Origin of the sequence: Salinicola corii (genome assembly GCF_008298015.1) — a bacterium.
In the GTDB taxonomy this organism is placed as follows: domain Bacteria; phylum Pseudomonadota; class Gammaproteobacteria; order Pseudomonadales; family Halomonadaceae; genus Salinicola; species Salinicola corii.
Window position 1 is genome coordinate 69,401 of the sequence record NZ_VTPX01000008.1, and the last position, 18,680, is coordinate 88,080.

At 64.4% G+C, this 18,680-nt stretch carries 16 protein-coding genes; 5 read left to right on the forward strand and 11 right to left on the reverse strand.

Going from position 1 to position 18,680, the window contains the following annotated elements; genetic code table 11:
- Window positions 1-7 precede the first annotated feature (7 nt).
- From nuoH to ndhC, 7 genes are all read right to left on the reverse strand, one after another.
- Window positions 8-991, reverse strand: coding sequence for an NADH-quinone oxidoreductase subunit NuoH (gene nuoH, locus F0A16_RS14295; protein WP_149436079.1), 984 nt, complete (start codon window positions 989-991; stop codon window positions 8-10).
- Window positions 988-3,762: an NADH-quinone oxidoreductase subunit NuoG gene (gene nuoG, locus F0A16_RS14300; RefSeq protein WP_149436080.1), complete on the reverse strand. Its 2,775-nt coding sequence runs from the start codon at window positions 3,760-3,762 to the stop codon at window positions 988-990. Before nuoG ends, nuoH begins: the two co-directional genes overlap by 4 nt.
- 15 nt (window positions 3,763-3,777) lie before the next feature.
- Window positions 3,778-5,118: an NADH-quinone oxidoreductase subunit NuoF gene (gene nuoF, locus F0A16_RS14305; RefSeq protein WP_149436081.1), complete on the reverse strand. Its 1,341-nt coding sequence runs from the start codon at window positions 5,116-5,118 to the stop codon at window positions 3,778-3,780.
- Between the two features lie 31 nt (window positions 5,119-5,149).
- Entirely contained in the window at window positions 5,150-5,662 is a 513-nt protein-coding gene (nuoE, locus tag F0A16_RS14310; protein ID WP_149436082.1) for an NADH-quinone oxidoreductase subunit NuoE, read from the reverse strand.
- A gap of 10 nt (window positions 5,663-5,672) precedes the next feature.
- A complete protein-coding gene (gene nuoC / locus F0A16_RS14315; protein WP_149436083.1) occupies window positions 5,673-7,475 on the reverse strand; it encodes an NADH-quinone oxidoreductase subunit C/D in 1,803 nt (600 codons plus the stop codon).
- 83 nt (window positions 7,476-7,558) lie between these two features.
- Window positions 7,559-8,236, reverse strand: a complete 678-nt coding sequence (locus F0A16_RS14320) for a NuoB/complex I 20 kDa subunit family protein (RefSeq protein ID WP_149436084.1) — start codon at window positions 8,234-8,236, stop codon at window positions 7,559-7,561.
- A gap of 134 nt (window positions 8,237-8,370) precedes the next feature.
- On the reverse strand, window positions 8,371-8,826 hold the full coding sequence (ndhC, locus tag F0A16_RS14325; RefSeq protein ID WP_149436085.1) for an NADH-quinone oxidoreductase subunit A: 456 nt from the start codon (window positions 8,824-8,826) through the stop codon (window positions 8,371-8,373).
- Between the two features lie 261 nt (window positions 8,827-9,087).
- On the opposite strand from ndhC, the gene thiD reads away from it, so the two are divergent.
- Window positions 9,088-9,909, forward strand: a complete 822-nt coding sequence (thiD, locus tag F0A16_RS14330; protein WP_149436086.1) for a bifunctional hydroxymethylpyrimidine kinase/phosphomethylpyrimidine kinase — start codon at window positions 9,088-9,090, stop codon at window positions 9,907-9,909.
- Between the two features lie 222 nt (window positions 9,910-10,131).
- A complete protein-coding gene (gene dctP, locus F0A16_RS14335) occupies window positions 10,132-11,175 on the forward strand; it encodes a TRAP transporter substrate-binding protein DctP (RefSeq protein ID WP_149436087.1) in 1,044 nt (347 codons plus the stop codon).
- A gap of 802 nt (window positions 11,176-11,977) precedes the next feature.
- Here dctP and F0A16_RS14345 read toward each other — a convergent pair.
- Entirely contained in the window at window positions 11,978-13,261 is a 1,284-nt protein-coding gene (locus F0A16_RS14345; protein WP_149436088.1) for a TRAP transporter large permease, read from the reverse strand.
- 187 nt (window positions 13,262-13,448) lie between these two features.
- Window positions 13,449-14,069, reverse strand: coding sequence for a TRAP transporter small permease (locus tag F0A16_RS14350; protein ID WP_149436089.1), 621 nt, complete (start codon window positions 14,067-14,069; stop codon window positions 13,449-13,451).
- 285 nt (window positions 14,070-14,354) lie between these two features.
- Here F0A16_RS14350 and dtd point away from each other — a divergent pair, with 285 nt between their 5' ends.
- Entirely contained in the window at window positions 14,355-14,792 is a 438-nt protein-coding gene (gene dtd, locus F0A16_RS14355; protein ID WP_149436090.1) for a D-aminoacyl-tRNA deacylase, read from the forward strand.
- Window positions 14,793-14,992: 200 nt separating this feature from the next.
- On the opposite strand, the gene F0A16_RS14360 is transcribed toward dtd, so the two are convergent.
- Both F0A16_RS14360 and F0A16_RS14365 read right to left on the reverse strand, forming a co-directional pair.
- Window positions 14,993-15,223 carry a ChaB family protein gene (locus tag F0A16_RS14360; RefSeq protein WP_149436091.1) on the reverse strand — a complete coding sequence of 77 codons (231 nt, stop codon included), beginning with the start codon at window positions 15,221-15,223 and terminating at the stop codon, window positions 14,993-14,995.
- Between the two features lie 66 nt (window positions 15,224-15,289).
- Window positions 15,290-17,218 carry an ABC-F family ATP-binding cassette domain-containing protein gene (locus F0A16_RS14365; RefSeq protein WP_149436092.1) on the reverse strand — a complete coding sequence of 643 codons (1,929 nt, stop codon included), beginning with the start codon at window positions 17,216-17,218 and terminating at the stop codon, window positions 15,290-15,292.
- Window positions 17,219-17,285: 67 nt separating this feature from the next.
- On the opposite strand from F0A16_RS14365, the gene F0A16_RS14370 reads away from it, so the two are divergent.
- Both F0A16_RS14370 and F0A16_RS14375 read left to right on the forward strand, forming a co-directional pair.
- On the forward strand, window positions 17,286-17,798 hold the full coding sequence (locus tag F0A16_RS14370; protein WP_187776023.1) for a TIGR02444 family protein: 513 nt from the start codon (window positions 17,286-17,288) through the stop codon (window positions 17,796-17,798).
- Window positions 17,799-17,884: 86 nt separating this feature from the next.
- Window positions 17,885-18,634, forward strand: coding sequence for a BamJ family beta-barrel-assembly machinery protein (locus F0A16_RS14375; RefSeq protein ID WP_149436094.1), 750 nt, complete (start codon window positions 17,885-17,887; stop codon window positions 18,632-18,634).
- The last annotated feature ends 46 nt before the right edge of the window (window positions 18,635-18,680 follow it).

Consider the following 18,680-nt stretch of genomic DNA (forward strand, 5'->3'; position numbering starts at 1 on the left):
CTCTCCCTTACACGCCCGGGTCGATGAGCAGAATCATCGCCCCGGTGATCAATAGATTGACGAGTGTCAGCGGCAGACACACCTTCCAGCCGAAGCTCATCACCTTGTCGTAGCGCGGCCGCGGCAACGCCGCGCGCAGCAGCACGAACAGGATGACGAAGAACACCGTCTTGAGCAGGAACCAGACGATTGGCGGCAGCAGCGGCCCGTGCCAGCCACCGAAGAACAGCGTCACCAGTAGCGCCGAGATCAACACGATGCCGATATACTCGCCAACGAAGAACATGCCCCATTTCATCCCGGAGTATTCGATGTGGTAGCCGTCGGCCAACTCTTGCTCGGCCTCGGGCTGATCGAACGGATGGCGGTGGGTCACCGCGATACCGGCGATGACGAAGGTGCAGAAGCCGAAAAACTGCGGCACGATGAACCAGACGTTCTCCTGCGCATTGACGATATCGCGCATGTTGAACGAGCCGGTCATGGCGACGATGCCCATCACCGCCAGGCCCATGAAGACCTCGTAGGAGAGCGTCTGGGCGGAGGCACGCAATGCGCCGAGCAGCGCATACTTGTTGCCGCTGGCCCAGCCCGCGAACAGCACCGCATAGACATTGATGCCCGCCATGGCGAAGAAGAACAGGATGCCGATGTTGAGATCCGCCACCCCCCAGCCGGGCGTGATCGGGATCACCATGAACGACAGCAGCAGCGAGGCCATGGCGATCGCCGGCGCCAGCACGAAGAAGGTCCGGTCGGCGAACGGCGGGATCCAGTCCTCCTTGAAGAAGATCTTGAGCATGTCCGCCGCGATCTGCAAAAGCCCGAACGGACCGACCCGGTTGGGGCCGTAGCGGTCCTGCCACAGCGCCAGCAGGCGCCGCTCGATCATGCTCAACAGCGCCCCGGAAACGACCACGGCCAGCAGAATGACCACGGCCTGAACCATGGCGATCAACGTCGCCTCGACTTGCGGCGTCCACCAATTCATGGGCGCGCCTCCCCGGCCGGCGCCTGGCTATCGTGATCCGCTTTCGCGACCGCTCCCCAGCGCACGGCAGCTGGCGTCAATCCTCCGGTGACTTCCTGGATCGAACCAGCGGGCAGACCGACGACACCTGGCGGCAGACCGGCGCTGAGTCTCGCCGGCAGCCTGAAGCGAGTGCCATCGACAGCGATCGAGACCGCATCGCCGGCGCCGATACCCAGCTCCGCGGCGTCGGTCTGGTTGAGCGCGACCTGCGGCGGCGTCATGCGCTCGCGGATCGGTTCGGCCCGGCGCGACATGTCGTCGCCGCCGAACAGCTGGGGCAGATCGATCACCTGCCACTCACCCTCGCGCGGCTTGAATGCCGCGGGAATCTCGGTGTAGTAGTCGCCACCGGCGGCTGCCGCCGTGAACAGCCGCTTGCCCGGATCGCCGGCGCGAAGATGGCCGCCGACCTCGTCCTGGAACTTGTTCCAGGCCTGCGGGGAGTTCCAGCCCGGCGCCCAGGCGAAGGCAACCTCTCGGCGCGGCTCCCGATAGCCGGCATAACCCTCCATCGAGAACGCGAACGGGGTGTCGAGATCCATCGGCGCGCGCGGCTCGTTGACGTCAAGATCGGCACGCATCGCGGTGCGGCCGCTGTAGCGGTGGGGTTCACGGGCCAGTTTCAGGCCGTGGATACGGAACATCGCCTCCGGCGTGTTCTGATGCAGCGGCGCCAGGGCGGGGGCATCCTCGGCGACGGCCTGGGTCAGGTCGTCGAGCAGGATGGTCTCCACCGGCTGGCGCTCCAGCGTGGCGTGAAGCGCATGCAGCCAGCGCCAGCTCTCGCGAATCCGGGTATCCGGGCGCATATAGCTAGGATCGAAGACCTGATAGAACCGCTGCGCGCGGCCTTCTAGGCTGACCAGGGTGCCGTCACTCTCGGCGAACGTGCCCGCAGGCAAGCCGATGTTGGCGCGCTCCCAGGTCGGCGTGCGCTGGTGATCGACCACGACGATCGCCGCGGCCCACCCGAGCGCGCTGTCCACGCGTGGCGCCGGCAGCCGGGTATAGAGGTCGTTCTCCAGGATCACCACACCGTCGGCGTCGCCCGTTTCCAGCCGTTCCAGCGCCCAATCGAGGGATTCGCCGCCCAGCAACCCGAGACCGACGCTATTGGCCTCGCGGCGAACGAGGGTCAGGCCGGCGTCCGAACGCTGGCGCCGGCCGAGCGCCCGAGCGATGTTGCCGGCCGCTTCCAGAATCGCCATCGATCCCAGTGACTCGCCGGCAATGACCAGCGGCTTCTTCGCCGCCAGCAGGGCATCGGCGATGCGTTCGACCAACCGTGACATTGCCGCGTCGAGGCCGTCGACGGCCGGCGCGGTGGAATCCAGGGCATGAGCCACGGCGAACCCGAGCCGGGCGATATCGTCGGGCGCGAGTCGCTCGGCGTGAGCGGCGATTCCATCGAGCTTGGTGACATCGGGCGTGGCCAGGAACAGCGGATGGCCGGCGTCCTGGGCGATGGTCTTCACCGCCTCGGCGTTCCATTCGGGGATGCCGCGCTCGGCGCCCAGCTCCGCGCCCTTGCCGCGCACCGCCTGACGCACCGACAACGCGACACGGGCGGCGCTCTGGATGAGGTCTTCGCCGAGCACCAGGATCGCGTCGCACTGCTCGATCTCGCACAGGCTCGGCGTGGCCAGCCCCGCCTCTCGGTTGAGCGCTTCCATCCGTCGGATCCGCGCCAGTTCTCCGGCCTCGATACCGGTGGAGAAGTTGGCCGCACCGACCAACTGACGCAGGCGATGGTTGCTCTCCAAGCTGGCCCGGGGCGAGCCGATGCCGATGATCCGCCTGGCGCCACGCAGGCGATCCGCGGCAAGATCGAGTGCTTCATCGACTTCCATCGTACGCGCCTCACCATCGATCTCCCGGCATTCGGGGCGCGTCGGCCGATCCTTGCGGTTGACGTAGCCGTAGCCGAACCGGCCGCGGTCGCAGAGGAAGTAGCCGTTGACGTCGCCGTTGTAGCGATTCTCGATCCGGCGAATGTCGCCGTAGCGCTCGCCGGGACTGATGTTGCAGCCGCTGGCGCACTGGTGGCAGACGCTCGGCGCGAACTGCAGGTCCCACTTGCGGGTGTAGTGATCGGAGTGGGTCTGGTCGGTGAATACGCCGGTCGGGCAGACCTCGGTCAGGTTGCCGGAGAACTCGCTCTCCAGGGTGCCGTCGGTGACGCGACCGAAGTAGACGTTGTCATGGGCGCCGAAGGCACCCAGGTCCTCGCCACCGGCGTAATCCTGGTAGAACCGCGTACAGCGATAGCAGGTGATGCAGCGGTTCATCTCGTGGGCGATGAACGGCCCCAGGTTCTGGTTGCGATGGGTGCGCTTGCGGAAACGGTAACGGCGTCGGTCGTGACCGGTCATCACCGTCATATCCTGCAGATGGCAGTGGCCGCCTTCCTCGCAGACCGGGCAGTCGTGGGGATGGTTGACCATCAGGAACTCGATCACCGTCTCGCGGAAGGCCTTGGCCTCCTCGTCGGCGATGGAGATGTAGGCGTCGTCCTTGACCGGGGCCATGCACGACATCACCAGCATGCCGCGGTCATCGTCGGCGTCCTTGTACTGCTTCACCGCGCACTGGCGGCACGCGCCGACGCTGCCCATCGCCGGATGCCAGCAGAAATAGGGAATATCCAGTCCCAGCGAAAGGCAGGCGTGGAGCAGGTTGTCGCTGTCTTCGACTTCGTAGTCGTTGCCGTCGACGTGAATAGTGGCCATGGCGTCGAACTCCTCCTACACGCTGCCGACCGGGATCGGGTCCGCGTGCGCCTCACCCTTGGGTCGGGTGATGCCGCGCTCGAACTCGTCACGGAAATAGTGGATCGCGGATGCCAGCGGCATCGCCGCCCCCGGCGCATGCGCGCAGAAGGTCTTGCCCGGCCCCAGGTCGCGGGCCATCTGCTCCAGCAGCTCGATATCGCCGGCCTCGCCCTCGCCGGCCTCCAGCGCCCGCAGCAGCTTGACGCTCCAGGGCAGGCCGTCGCGGCACGGCGTACACCAGCCGCAGGACTCGCGGGAGAAGAACTCCTCGAGGTTGCGGGTCAGCGAGACCATGCTCTGATTGTCGGCGACCACGGTCAGCAGCCCCGTTCCCATGCGGCTGCCGGTCTTGCCGATGGTGTCGAAATCGAGCGCCAGCTCGAGATGTTCGGGCAGCAGGAAGCCGGTACTGCCGCCGCCGGGCAGCCAGCTCTTGAGGGTCAGGCCGTCACGCATGCCGCCAGCGAGCTCGAGGATCCGATTGCCGGTGGTGCCCATCGGCAGTTCCCACAGCCCGGGATTGTTGACCTTGCCGGACACGCCGTAGAGCTTGGTGCCGCCGTCGCTGCTGAGATCGCCGGAGAGCGCCTGGAACCAGTCGGCACCGTGATTGACGATACCCGGCACGTTGCACAGCGTCTCGACGTTGTTGACCACCGTCGGCAGCCCCCAGGCGCCGGACTGACCGGGAAACGGCGGTTTGGCGCGAGGATTGGCGCGCTTGCCCTCGAGGGAGTTGATCAACGCGGTCTCTTCGCCGCAGATATAGCGACCGGCACCGGTGTGCAGGGCGATATCGAAGTCCCAGCCGCTACCGCGCACGTCCGCACCCAGCCAGCCATCGGCCCGGGCGTCGGCCAGGGCACGCTGGATCGCGGCGGCAGCCAGATGGTACTCGCCGCGCAGGAAGATGTAGCCCTGTTTGGCACGGTTGGCGATACCGGCCAGGATCATGCCCTCGATCAGCAGGTGCGGCTGCTGCTCCATCAGCAGGCGATCCTTGAACGTGCCCGGCTCCATCTCGTCGGCGTTGCAGACGATGTAACCGCGGGGGACGCCCTCGCCCTTCATGGTCAGGCTCCACTTGAACCCGGCGGAGAACCCGGCGCCGCCACGGCCGCGAAGATTGGCGCTCTTCACTTCCTCGGTCAGCGACTCGTAGGTGTGCTGCTCGAGCGCCTTGGTGACCGCGGCGTAGCCTTGCGTGTCGAGATACTCCTCGAGCAGCACCGGCGACTGATCGTCGTGCAGGCGCCAGGTCAGCGGATGGGTCTCGGCGCGGCGTTCGCCGGCGGATTGCAGAATGCGGCTCATGACTCGCCCTCCCGCATCAGGTTCTTGAACGTCATGCGTACGCCTCCAGCAGCCGGGGGATCTCGCCCGGGGTCACCGGGCCGTGCAGATCCTCGCCGATCAGAATCGTGGGCCCGCGATCGCAGGCACCGAGACAGCACACCGGCAGCAGGGTGAAGCGGCCGTCTGCGGTGGTCTGCCCCATCTGGATACCGAGATGTTCGGTGAAGGCGTCACGCAGTTCCTCGTAATCGGTCAGGAAGCAGGAACTGCTGTCGCAGATCAGGATAACGTGGCGGCCGACCGGCTGGCGGAAAATCAGGCTGTAGAATGTCGCCACGCCCTCGACGTCGGCCACGCGAATGCCCAGCGTTTCGGCGATCGCCGGGATCGCGCCATCCGGCACGTGACCGTGGCGCTTCTGCACGATCTTCAACGCCTCGATGCATGCCGCCTGCGGATAGGGATAGTGCCCCCGCTCCTCGAGGATCATTTCGCGGTCGGCGGGATCGAGGGCAAAACCGTCGCTGGCAATGGTCGTTCCAATAGTCGCGGTAGTAGTCATGATGGCTGCCTCATCGGTCCACATCGGCCATGACGAAGTCGATGCTGCCCAGGTGCGCGATCAGATCCGGCACGAACCCCCCGCGCATGACGGCGGGGATCTGCTGTAGATGCGGAAAGCTGGGCGTGCGAATGCGCGTCCGGTAGCTCATGGTGCTGCCGTCGCTGGTCAGGTAGTAGCTGTTGATGCCCTTGGTCGCCTCGATCATCTGCATCGATTCGGCGGCCGGCAGCACCGGCCCCCACGAGACCTGCAGGAAGTGGGTGATCAAAGTCTCGATGTGCTGCAGCATCTTCTCCCGCGGCGGCGGCGTGGTCAGCGGATGGTCGGCCTTGTAGTCGCCCGCCGGCATGTGATCGATGCACTGCTGGAGAATGCGCACGCTCTGGCGCATCTCCTCGATCCGCAGCATGCCGCGATCGAAAGCGTCGCCGTTGACGGCGGTAGGCACCTCGAAATCGAAATTTTCGTAGCCGGAGTAGGGGCGCTTCTTGCGCAGGTCGAAATCGAGCCCAGTGGCGCGCAGGTTGGGGCCGGTGACGCCCCAGTCGAGCGCCTGCTGGGTATCGAAAGCGGCGACGAAGCGGGTGCGATCGCGCACGATGGCGTTGTCCATCATCGCCTTCTCGTACTCGGCCAGGCGTTTGGGCATCCAGTCGACGAAGCCCTGCACCAGCTTGTCCCAGCCCTTGGGTAGATCGTGGGCGGTGCCGCCGATGCGATACCATGCCGGATGCATGCGGAAGCCGGTGATCGCCTCGATCACCTCGTAGGCCTTCTGGCGATCGGTGAAGGTGAAGAACACCGGCGTCATCGCACCCAGATCCTGCAGATAGGTCCCCAGGAACAGCAGATGGCTGTTGATACGGAACATCTCCGCCATCATCACCCGGATCGTCTTGGCGCGATCGGTGACCGTGATCCCGGCCAGCTTCTCCACCGCCAGCACGTAGGGCAGGTTGTTCATCACCCCACCGGTGTAGTCGATACGATCGGTATAGGGGATGAAACTGTGCCAGGACTGACGCTCGGCCATCTTCTCGGCGCCGCGGTGGTGATAGCCGATGTCCGGCACGCAGTCGACCACCTCCTCGCCATCGAGCTGCAGCACGATGCGAAACGCGCCATGGGCCGAGGGGTGGTTGGGCCCGAGGTTCAGGAACATGAACTCGGTCTCTTCCCCTTCGCGCTTCATCCCCCAGGCCGCGGGATCGAAGCGCAGCGCTTCCTGCTCGACCTCCTGGCCCTTGACCGTCAGGGTGTAGGGGTCGAACTCGGTGGCGCGGGCGGAGTAATCCTTGCGCAGCGGGTGACCGGTCCAGGTCGGTGGCATCATGATCCGGGTCAGATGCGGATGTCCGGCAAAATCGATGCCGAACAGATCGAACACTTCACGCTCGTACCAGTTGGCATTGACGAAGATATCGCTGATCGAGGGCAACGACAGATCACGCTCGTGCAGCGCGACCTTGATCATCAGATCGGCGTTCCGCTCGACCGACAGCAGCTGGTAGAAGACGGTGAAATCGGACGGCGGTAGCCCCCGGCGATGGGTTCGCAGGCGCTCGTCGACGGCGCTCAAGTCGAACAGCATCGAAAACGGACCGGTCACGCGCCGCAGAAAGCCGAGCACGTCCCGTAGTTGCTCACGGGCGACCCAGATGACCGGCATGGCGGTCAGCGTCGTCTGTGGCGTGAAGGCGGCCTCGCCGAACTGGCGCGCCAGTTCGGCCACGACGTCGGGCTGACCGGCGGCATGGGTGGCGCTAAAGGTGGTCGCGCTCTCGTTTTGAGAATCATCGGCTGCAGTCATGGCTGGCGGCCCCCGGTGCAGAATCAATGGTCGAAAATGACCACAAGGATCAATGGCAGGAACGATCGACGTGGGCGATCGGGCTAGATGCCATCGGGGGTGCGCAGCTCCTTGACCGCGATGCGCCGGTCGCGGTGCTTTTCACGCTGCGACGGCATCTCGGCACGATAGACGCCCTGGTCTCCGACCACCCAGGAGAGCGGGCGACGCTCTTCCTGGATCGAGTCCTGCAGGAGCTGGAGACCTTGAAGAAACGCCTCGGGGCGCGGCGGGCAGCCGGGCACGTAGACATCCACAGGCAAGAACTTGTCGACGCCCTGAACCACCGAGTAGATGTCGTACATGCCGCCGGAGTTGGCGCACGATCCCATCGAGATGACCCACTTGGGCTCGAGCATCTGGTCGTAGAGCTGCTGGATGACGGGCGCCATCTTGATGAAGCAGGTGCCGGCGATGACCATGAAGTCGGCCTGCCGGGGCGAGGCGCGGATGACCTCGGCCCCGAAACGGGCGACATCATGGGGCGCTGTGAATGCCGTGGTCATTTCCACGTAGCAGCAGGAGAGCCCGAAATTGTAGGGCCACAACGAATTCTTGCGCCCCCAGTTGACGGCCGAATGGAGCACGTCCTCGAGCTTGCCCATGAATACGTTGCGATGAACCTGCTGCTTCATCGGATCATCGACGATCTCACGCTCGCCAAGTGGGTAACGATCAGCCGCGGAATCGCCTCCCTCCGCACGGGTCAGGGTGTACTGCATAGTGGGCCTCAACAAACCTGATAGAAAAACGGTCGAGGAAGCGCAGGTCGGTCACGGATGCCTGGCTCCCATCGTTATAATCTTGGCGATCGCCATGGCGACCTTGCCTGCCGGGCTCGGCGCGACGGACGTTGTCAGCGTGCATGACGCTCGACTCCCGGCACGGCGGCCAGCTCGCGCGCTCTCGAGGCGTCTTCGCGCCCTCTCTTGCGCGGCGCCCAGTCGAGCGCACCGACGCGAGCGTCGTAGACGAGTCCGGCCAGCAGGATGAGGATGAAAACTGTCGCTGCCGCGAATCCCGTCCAGCCCACCTCGCGCACGGAGACGGCCCAGCCGAACAGGTAGACGGCTTCGATGTCGAAAATGACGAACAGCATGGCAACGAGATAGAACTTGACCGAGAACCGCTGGCGCGCAGTGCCGGCGCCAACGATGCCGGATTCGAACGGGAGGGACTTGCTGCGGCCATGACTGCGGCCACCGAGCAGGCTGGCAGCGCCGATCATCAATCCACAGAGTGCAACGACGGCCACCACGAACAGCCCGGTAGCCCAGTAGCTGGCAATCCATGCGGAGACCGGATCGGACATGCCTTCCCTCGCAGACGTGATGGAACCTGAACTCGGCGATATCGAACCAGACTGACAGGTTCGTAAGTTTACGAGTTTACACGATGACGACTTGGTAACAAGCCTGCTAATTAGTCCTATTGCACCCCGCCGACAAATCTGGCGGGCCGGGATCAGGCGGCCGTCTTCGTCACTCTATCCTTTATCGGCGTCATTGCCATTGGGCAATGGCAGCATCTTGTCTTAGGCTAGACGCTTTCCTGCCGCTTGCAATGTCCAGCCATGGTTTCTCATTCGACTCCCAATGCCTTGACGATCGCCGGATCCGATCCGTCCGGTGGCGCCGGGCTGCAGGCCGATATCAAGACGTTCTCGGCGCTCGGCGTCTATGCCACCAATGTGATTACCGCCGTGATCGCGCAGAACACGCGAGGCGTGGTGGCGGTGGAGCCGGTATCGGTGGCGCTGATCCGCACCCAACTGGACAACCTGCTCGACGACGTCGAGATCGATGCGGTCAAGATCGGCATGGTTGCCAGCCGCGACGTGGCGCAGACGATCGCCGAGGCGCTGACGCGGCGCCGGCCGCGCTGGATCGTGCTCGACCCGGTGATGGTCGCCAAGAGCGGCGACAGGCTGGTGGACGATGAGGGGCTGCGCGCCGTGCGCGATATCCTGGTCCCCCTGGCCGACATCATCACGCCCAACCTGCCGGAAGCCGCCGCACTGCTCGGCACGGACACACCCCGCAGCCTCTCCGCCATGGAAGCGATGGTCGGCGATCTCGCCGCGCTCGGAGCGCCTTACGGCTTATTGAAGGGCGGCCACCTACCGCTGGAGCGTTGTCCGGACCTGTTATGGATGCCCGATGGCACCCGATGGCTGGACGCCCCGCGCCTGTCGACGCGCAATCTTCATGGTGCCGGTTGCGCGCTCTCCTCGGCGATCGCGGCCCAGCTGGCGCACCTCCCGCCAGCCCGCCCCGACGTCGAGGCGGCCATCGACGCCGCCAAGCAGTGGCTGCATCAGGCGCTCACGGCAAGCGAACGCCTGAACGTGGGTCAAGGCAAGGGGCCGCCGCACCATTTTCATGCCTGGTGGTGATGTCTTCCACGCCTGGCGGTGATGTCGGATTCGGGTCACCTGGCGACCCGGTGGCCGTCGCCGGGCACGACCGGCAGATAGCGGCTAACGTGGTACAGTGAATCGGCGCGATCACGGGAGGCCACCATCGCGTCACGCGATTTGACACTCCGTGCTTCCTGTTATCTTCTGAAACGGTATTGAAAGAACGATTAAATACAACGACCTACTAGAGGTATCCGTATGCAGACGCGACATATCGCCACCGGCATTCTGGCCCTGAGCATGATGGGCAGCGCTTCGATCGCCCTCGCCGACACCTGGCGATTCGGCCTCGAAGAAACGGAAGGCAGCGTGCAGTACGAATACGCACAGGCTTTCAAGCAGCTCATCGAAAAGAAGAGCGACGGTGACATCACAGTGCAGATCCTGCCCTATGGCGTCTGGGGCTCGAGCTACTCGACGCTCTACGACGCCATCCAGAACGGCTCCATCCCGCTCTCCTTCGGCTCGGGCTTCCTCGGCGGCACGGTGCCCGAGAGCCAGCTGATGAGTCTCAACTACGTCATGCCCAACGACCAGTTGGAAGCGACCGAGATCCTCAACTCCGACGCCTTCATGAAGAGCGATGCCTGGCAGCAGTCCTTCCGCACACGCGGGCTGGTCCCGCTGGCGGCACTGCCCGAAGGCTACCAGGTGTGGACCGCCAACAAGGCCATCCATACCCCGGCAGACATGCAAGGGCTGCAGATCCGGGTCATGGACAACAGCCTGCTGCGCGCGACCTATCAGGCCTACGGCGCCTCGCCCATCACCATCGCTTACGGCGAGCTCTACAGCGCCCTGCAGCAAGGCCAGGCCGAGGGCAATATCCAGCCTGTCTGGGCCCACGAGAACATGGGCTTCTACGAAGTTCAGGACTACATGATCTTCGCCGAGCAGTCGCAGTTCATCGCCAACCTGATCGCCAACGAAGATTGGTACGACGGTCTCTCCGACGACCAGCGCCAGTTGCTCGACACCACCATCCACGAGATGGTCAAGAAAGGTGACGAGATTCAGAAGCAGCTCAACCAGGATCGCCTGAAAACCATCGAAGAGAAGAGTGACATCAAGATCATTCATCTCGATCAGGCGCAGCGCGACGAGTTCCGCAAGCTCGCCAAGCCGATCCGCGACGACTTCGTCAACCTGGTCGGCGAGCGTGGCGGCAAGGCACTGGACATTCTGCTCGAGCAGGAAAAAGCCCGCGGCGACAAGTCGGACGGCGACAGCCAGAGCAGCTGACCGCTCGCACCAACTACCCAAGACCCGAAGCGCCCCGCCAGCGTCATGCTGGCGGGGCGTTTTTCATGGTGCGCCAGGCATGGCGTGCAGCGCCGACTAGGCGCTATCCGGTCCGCCGTGGTGGTTGGCTGGATGACTTGGGGGTGAAAGTCCCCTACGGACCCTGATAGCGGGAACCGTTAGCTGAACAGCAAGGGTGTCCGCCGCGAGGCGGAATCTGAAGGAAGCTGTAGGCAAACTCCTGGCCCGACGAACAGGAACCGCATATGAGGCAGCCACATCTGGGCGAGAGGGCCATGAAACTCGAAGCCCAATAGCTATCCAGAAGATGTGGAAGTAGATGCGGCGGGTAGATGGGAGGAAGGCCGCGCGTCTTACCCTGGGAGGCCTGTTCGCCTGCCACTGGCTACCGACACCGTGAGGTATCGGGATGGGGGAACAGGAGTCAGCAGAGGCCATAGTAGGCTCTCTAACCTAGAGCTGAAGGGCTGAACCTGTCACGAGTGGATAGTTGACCGCTCTCTACTGTGTACGAGCAGAAGCCTCCCCGGAGGGCTCTCGATAACTGTATGGCGGGCCGGAAGCCCAAAGACTGTCGAAGCGCTCAGAGCACATAGGCGGGCGAATTCAGCGGAACGAAGCTCAGCCCAATAATGGGAGACAGGAACCGCCGTATACGGAACCGTACGTACGGTGGTGTGAGAGGACGGGGGAGGCGACTCCCCCTCCTACTCGATCCATCTCGTCTAGCTGTCCGTCAGGGGGATCGCCGGGCGCGGCCCCCCTTGGCTACCTAGGTGCTCTAATCGCCGCCCAGAGACGGCAGCAGCAGCGAGATTTCAGGGAAGGCGATCAGGATCAGCGTCGCCAGCAGCAGGATGGCGATGAACGGCGGAGTGCCGCGGATCACGTCGATGTAGGGGCGCCGGAACACCGCGATGGCGGTGAAGATATCGCAGCCGAAGGGTGGCGTCGCCGAGCCGATCGCCGCCTGCAGGGTGACGATCACGCCGACATGGATCGGATCGAGCCCGGCGGACTGCACCAGCGGCTTGAAGATCGGCACCAGGATCAGGATCACCACGATCGGGTCGACGAACATGCAGCCGACGAAGAACGCCGCCGCGATCAGCGACAGCGCCAGGAACTGATTGTCACCGATCGAGTCGATCAGCGGCCCGAGGATCTGGTTCGGCACCCCGGCGGTCGCCAACGCCTGGGAAAAGGCGGCGCCGATCGCCACCAGGATGAATACTACCGCGGTGATCAGACCAGTAGAGAGGGCAATGCTGCCGAGATCACGAATCGACACCTGGCGATAGATCACCACCTCCAGCAGCAGCGCATAGGCCACCGCCACCGCCGATGCCTCGACCGCGCTGAAGAAGCCACCGTAGATGCCGCCCACCACCAGCAGCGGGAAGCCCATGGGCAGCACCACCCGCTTCAGCGCCCGGGCACGCTCGCCCCAGCTCGCCCTGGGCTCGGGGTCGATGCCCTTGACTCGCGAATCGATCCAGCAGTAGATCGCGAACAACACCAGGATCAACAGCCCCGGCAGAATGCCGGCGAGGAACAGATCGCCGATCGAGGTCTGCATCGCCACACCGTAGATGATGAAGCCGATACTCGGCGGGATCAGCAGCGCGATGTCGCTGGCGTTGATGATCAGCGCCAGGGTGAAGTCGTCCGAGTAGCCCTTTTTCAACAAGCGCGGACGCATCGGCCCGCCCATCGCCACCACCGTCGCCTGGGTCGAGCCGGAGACCGCACCGAACAGCGCACAGGAGGCCGCGGTGGTGATCGGCAGCCCGCCGCGCAGATGCCGGGTAAAGGCATCGACCACGTCGAGCAGGCGATTGGCGGTATGCCCCTTGGTCAGGATATCCGCGGCGAAGATGAACATCGGCACCGCCGCCAGCACCCAGCTGCCGACCCCGCTGATCATCCAACTGACCGCCTGATCGGGGCCGAAGAACGTCATGCCGGTGAACATCATGTAAAGCGTACCGGCCGCCAGTGGCACCATCATGGGAAAACCCAGCAGGAGCAGCACCAGCATGATCAAGCCCAATCCCATCAGCATGAGAGGCATCCTTCTTCGATTGTCGTTATTGGCACGGTCGGTATTGGCGTGGTTTTCATTGGCACCGTCATCGTCGGCGTCGCGGCCCGAACGGGGAGCGGGCGCGAGCCGACGCCAAGCAGCGTGACCTGCGCGATTACCGTCGGGGCCGTCAGCCGTCGGATGATGCGGCCCTGCCCTGCCTCCTTCACGGCTGGGTGTCGGCGGCGCGTTCGGCGGCCGCGTCGTCCAGCACGCTCTCGTCGTAGCCCTCGCGCTCGGTGAGCGAGCGCCACACGCCGGGGCTGATCATGTTGCGCAGTGCGGTGAGCACATATTGGATACCCGCCAGTACGAAGCCGATCGGTAGCGCGGTATAGACCATCCAGAAGGGAATGTGCAGCGCCGCGCTGGTTCGACCGCGATCGTGCAGCGCCACCACATACTCGAAGGACTTGAAGCAGAAGTAGAACATCAACAGCGCCGTACCCAGCGAGATCACGATCAGCAGCGCCTTGCGCGCGCGACCCTCAAGCTGATCATAGATCGCGGACATGCTGATATGGCGGGCGTGACGGGCGGCGTAGCTCACCCCGACGAAGGTGATCACCACGATCAGCATCTCGGTGATCTCGTAGGTGCCGGCGATGCCCTGGCTGAAAAGCAGGTTGCCAACCACATGGGCACTCATCAGTAGCGCCATGGCCAGAATGCAGCCGCCGATCACCACACGTTCGAGCAGCCCCAGCAGCCGGTCTAACGCCAGCAGGGCCCCGAGAAACCCGCCACGAGAGCGCTGCTCGTCACGCTTGGCAGAAGTCGAGTTCATGACGTTGTCCTTATTATCAAGGTGAGTCGTTGTCCGCGCCACCGCCTACGTACCCTCCGCCGGCGCTGCCCTCCGGAGACCTCGCCGGCGCGAGCAGCGCGGCGCCATGACTGCGGGGCGCTTACCCAAGGTTAGCGCGTAAAGCCCGGTGTCTGCCACGTAACAGCGTGTCTTGCCTCGTTCGGAGAGCGGTTCGGGCTCATCATGTGCACGACCTGCCGCTGGTGCCAAGCAGTGCTAAGCTTAGGGCTCGTTCAGCGACCCCTGATGGAGCCCCGGCCTACCATGCGAGCCCTGATTCAACGCGTCACCCACGCCAGCGTGGCGGTCGACGGCGAACGCGTCAGCGCGATCGACCACGGGTTGCTGGCCCTCGTCGGGGTCGCAGCGACCGACGATCGCGCCCATGCCGATCGCCTGCTGCACAAGCTGCTGCACTACCGCGTGTTCGCCGACGAGGACGGACGCATGAACTGCAACCTCCAGCAAATCGATGGAGGATTGCTGCTGGTGTCCCAGTTCACGCTGGTGGCAGCGACCGACAAAGGGCTGCGCCCGAGCTTCTCCAGTGCCGCCCCGCCGGCACATGGTCAGGCGATGTACGACTACTTGGTAACGCAGGCCAATCGAGCGTGGCCGCGGGTAGAGACTGGTCGATTCGGTGCCGACATGCAGGTAACGCTGACCAATGACGGCCCGGTGACATTCATGCTGGAGACATAGAAGCGACAAGGCGGAGTTCATTACCGGCCAGCACATCAGCGTCGATGGAGGAATAACCAAGCAGATGATTGACGCGGAATAAGGTGGAAGCCGGGATGCCACTGCAGGCATCACCACGAGCGCGCGATATTTAATTTCAACGCTGGTTTTTCTTCCAGCTTCCAGGCGCGTAGCGCCGCTCTTCCGGTTTACGGCTCAAGTTAAGCCTTCGGATGCCAGTTGCCGTCGTCGCCCTTCGCGTACTTCGCTTCGACGGCCTTCCAGGCCACGGCGTGGGCGACCTCTTCGCGGGAGCTGTCGCCGCGCCGATCCTCGGGGTTCTTGTACTCTTCCCAGGCGTCGTTGAACGCTTCCTTGTAGATCGTGCGGGCATGCGGCGGCAGCACCTTGCGCGCGCTGTCGGGGATATCGTCACGGGAATCGTAAGGCATGGACTCTCTCCTTGAGTGCGACGTTCCTTCTCAGTGTAGACGCTCGGGACAGGCGTCAAGAACGGCTCAGGATTCCGCCTGTATCAGTTCCGTCTCCAGCGCTTCCAGCGCCTCTTCCGCCGCCATCCATTCACTCTCGAGCCGCTCCACCTCGGCCTGACGCTCACCCTGCTCGCGCACCAACTGCGTCAGTTCGTCCTTGCGCCCGGCATCGTAGATGTCCGGGTCGGCCAGACGCGCATCCAGCGCCGACAGCACCGCCTGCGCCTTCTCGAGCTTTTTCTCCGCCGCATCGCGCTGCTTGCGCAGCGGTTTCATATGCTCGCGCCGTTCGGCGGCCGCCCGTCGCGCCGCCTTGCGATCGCCGCCATCCATCGTCCCTTTCTCCTGCCGCGCGTCCTGCTTCAGGTCGCGCCGCAACTCCGCCTCGCGAGACTTGAGCCACTGATGGTAGTCGTCGAGATCGCCATCGAAAGGCTCGACTCGGCCTTCGGCGACACGCCAGAAGGTATCGACGCTGGCCCGCAGCAGGTGGCGATCGTGGGAGACGATGATCACGGCGCCTTCGTACTCCGCCAGCGCCTCGGCCAGAGCCTCGCGCATGTCGAGATCGAGATGGTTGGTCGGCTCGTCCAGCAGCAGCAGATTGGGCTTTTCCCACGCCACCAACGACAGCGCCAGACGCGCCTTCTCGCCGCCAGAGAAGCGCGAGACGTCACCGAACACGTCGTCGCCGCGGAAACCGAAACCGCCCAGGAAGTTGCGTATCGAAAGATCGCTTGCCGTCGGCGAGAGCCGCTGCACATGCATGAATGGCGTGGCGGTTACGTCCAGGTGCTCCAGTTGATGCTGCGCGTAATAACCCACCACCAGATTCTCGCCGGGGACACGGGTACCGGCGAGCGGCGGCAGGTCGCCGATCAGGGTCTTGATCAGCGTCGACTTGCCCGCCCCATTGGGGCCGAGCAGCCCGATGCGCTCGCCGGGCAGGATCGATACCTTCACCTCCTCGAGAATCTGGCGATCAGGGTAGCCCAGGATGGCATGGTCCAGCGCCAGCAGCGGCGTCGAGGTCTTGTCCGCGCAGGGCAGTCGAAACCGGAACGGAGAATCGGCGCGGGCGGCGGCGATGTTTTCCATCCGCTCGAGCATTTTCAGGCGGCTCTGGGCCTGGCGCGCCTTGGTCGCCTTGGCCCGGAAGCGCTCGACGAAGCTCTCGATCTCGGCGCGTCGGGCCTGCTGTTTCTCGAACGCCGCCTGCTGCTGCACCAACCGCTCGGCACGGGCGCGCTCGAAGGCGCTGTAGTGGCCGCGATAGAGCATCAGTTGCGCCTGGTCGATATGCAGGATGTGATCGCAGACCGCGTCGAGAAAATCGCGGTCGTGGGAGATCAGCATCAGCGTGCCGGGGTAACGCGTCAGCCACTGCTCGAGCCATAGCAGCGCATCCAGGTCCAGGTGGTTGGTCGGCTCGTCGAGCAGCAGAATCTCGGAGGGCGTGAACAGCGTCCGGGCCAGGCCGACGCGCATTCGCCAGCCACCGGAGAATGCCGCCAGCGGGCGATAGAGATCCTCCTGCGCGAATCCCAGACCGGCCAGCAGCTGCTCGGCCCGGGACCGGGCGGTATAGCCGTCGAGGGCCTCGATCTGACCATGCAGCGACGCCTCGCGCTGCACGTCGCCACTGGCCTGGGCCTCGGCCAGCGCCGCTTCCGTCTCGCGCAGGGCCACGTCGCCGTCGAGCACGAACTCCACCAGCGGCCGCTCGATGGCCGAGACCTCCTGATCCATATGGGCGATGCGTTTGCCACCGGCAATCTCGACGCTGCCGGCATCCGCGCCCAGCTTCCCCCGGATCAGTGCGAACAGGCTCGATTTGCCGGCGCCGTTGGCACCGACGATGCCGACCTTCTGGCCCTCGTGCAGCACCAGATCGGCACCCTCGAACAGCCGTCGGGTGCCGCGTTGCAGGGCGAGTTGGCGAAATGCGATCATGCCGGGCTCCAGGGCGCGTCGAATGGGCGCTCATTCTACCAGCCATCCGCCACCGGTATGGAGTGCCATGCCCGTCGACGATCTATCCGATTCGCTCTGGGCCTACGCCCTGGACCGCTACGCCCGCCCCGGCGTCGAAGCCGAATGCCTGAGGCTTCAGGACGATCATGGCTGGGATGTCTGCGAACTGCTGTGGGTCGCCTGGCTGAGCGAACGCCATCTACGCCCAGACCCCGCAGCCGACCAGGCCCTGGCCGCGGCGAGGCGCTGGCAACAGGAAATGACCGTGCCGCTGCGCAGTCGCCGCCGGGCGCTGAAAGCCGAAGTGTCGCGCCACCACCGACTGGAGCCGCTGCGCCAGACCCTCAAGCAGGCGGAACTGCAGGCCGAGCGCGAAATGCTGGCGCGGCTCGCCGCCTTGCCCGCCCTCGACGCCACGACGGCCGCGGCCCTCGAACAGGCGCTGGACAGTTGTCGGATGCTGCGCGAGGTGCCCTCCGAGGATTACCCGCCGTTACGTCGTCTGCTGGCGCGCTGGATAATCGATGCCCCGGATGCGGAACCAAAACCCACCTGTTAGAGTCACATCACGACCACCCACCGGTGTTTGAGGCTTCTTTCGCACACTGGCCAGCATCGGTTTCAATCCTGACCCAAGGAGTTTGCATGAAACGTTTGGTAACCGCCGTCGCCCTCGGCAGCGTCATGACACTGCCGCTAACGGCTCTCGCCCAGGACAAGGTCGATCTCGGCAATGATCAGGCGAAACTCAGCTATAGCATCGGCGCCACACTCGGTCAGGGCCTGTCCAAGGACATCAAGGATCTCGATGTCGACGCGTTCGCGGCGGCGGTCAAGGATGTCTATGGCGATGACGATTTGCAGATGAGCCAGGACGAGATCAGCACCACGCTGACCCAGTATCAACAGAAGAAGGTGGCCGAACAGAAGGCCGAGCAGAAGAAAGTTGCCGACGAGAACCGCAAGAAGAGCGAAGCCTTCCTCGCGGAAAACGCCAAGAAAGATGGCGTCAAGACCACCGATTCCGGCTTGCAATACGAAGTTCTCGAGTCCGGTGACGGCGAATCCCCAAGCGCCGACGATACCGTCCGCGTCAACTACGAGGGCACCCTGCCGGACGGTACCGTCTTCGACAGCTCCTACAAGCGCGGCGAGCCGATCTCGTTCAAGGTCGACCAGGTCATCCCGGGCTGGCAGGAAGCGCTGACGATGATGCATGTCGGCGATACCTGGGAAATCACCGTCCCCTCCGACCTGGCGTACGGTCCGGCCGGCACCGGTGGCCCCATCGGCCCCAACCAGGCGCTGCAGTTCAAGGTCGAACTCCTCGCCATCAACCCCGATGATGCGGACAGTGACAGCAGCAGCGATGACGGCGACGACAGCGGCAACTAAACGCTGACTCAGTGGCCCTCAGTCACTGCCTCTTCCGACGCCGGTC

Bases quoted from the DNA above. Each gene is read 5' to 3' on its own strand.
- ndhC (WP_149436085.1), bottom strand. From the start codon at position 8,826: ATGTCCGATCCGGTCTCCGCATGGATTGCCAGCTACTGGGCTACCGGG.
- nuoH (WP_149436079.1), bottom strand. From the start codon at position 991: ATGAATTGGTGGACGCCGCAAGTCGAGGCGACGTTGATCGCCATGGTT.
- F0A16_RS14320 (WP_149436084.1), bottom strand. From the start codon at position 8,236: ATGCAGTACACCCTGACCCGTGCGGAGGGAGGCGATTCCGCGGCTGAT.
- F0A16_RS14370 (WP_187776023.1), top strand. From the start codon at position 17,286: ATGCCCGTCGACGATCTATCCGATTCGCTCTGGGCCTACGCCCTGGAC.
- thiD (WP_149436086.1), top strand. From the start codon at position 9,088: ATGGTTTCTCATTCGACTCCCAATGCCTTGACGATCGCCGGATCCGAT.
- F0A16_RS14375 (WP_149436094.1), top strand. From the start codon at position 17,885: ATGAAACGTTTGGTAACCGCCGTCGCCCTCGGCAGCGTCATGACACTG.
- nuoF (WP_149436081.1), bottom strand. From the start codon at position 5,118: ATGAGCCGCATTCTGCAATCCGCCGGCGAACGCCGCGCCGAGACCCAT.
- F0A16_RS14345 (WP_149436088.1), bottom strand. From the start codon at position 13,261: ATGCTGATGGGATTGGGCTTGATCATGCTGGTGCTGCTCCTGCTGGGT.
- F0A16_RS14350 (WP_149436089.1), bottom strand. From the start codon at position 14,069: ATGAACTCGACTTCTGCCAAGCGTGACGAGCAGCGCTCTCGTGGCGGG.
- nuoE (WP_149436082.1), bottom strand. From the start codon at position 5,662: ATGACTACTACCGCGACTATTGGAACGACCATTGCCAGCGACGGTTTT.
- dctP (WP_149436087.1), top strand. From the start codon at position 10,132: ATGCAGACGCGACATATCGCCACCGGCATTCTGGCCCTGAGCATGATG.
- F0A16_RS14360 (WP_149436091.1), bottom strand. From the start codon at position 15,223: ATGCCTTACGATTCCCGTGACGATATCCCCGACAGCGCGCGCAAGGTG.
- F0A16_RS14365 (WP_149436092.1), bottom strand. From the start codon at position 17,218: ATGATCGCATTTCGCCAACTCGCCCTGCAACGCGGCACCCGACGGCTG.
- nuoC (WP_149436083.1), bottom strand. From the start codon at position 7,475: ATGACTGCAGCCGATGATTCTCAAAACGAGAGCGCGACCACCTTTAGC.
- dtd (WP_149436090.1), top strand. From the start codon at position 14,355: ATGCGAGCCCTGATTCAACGCGTCACCCACGCCAGCGTGGCGGTCGAC.
- nuoG (WP_149436080.1), bottom strand. From the start codon at position 3,762: ATGGCCACTATTCACGTCGACGGCAACGACTACGAAGTCGAAGACAGC.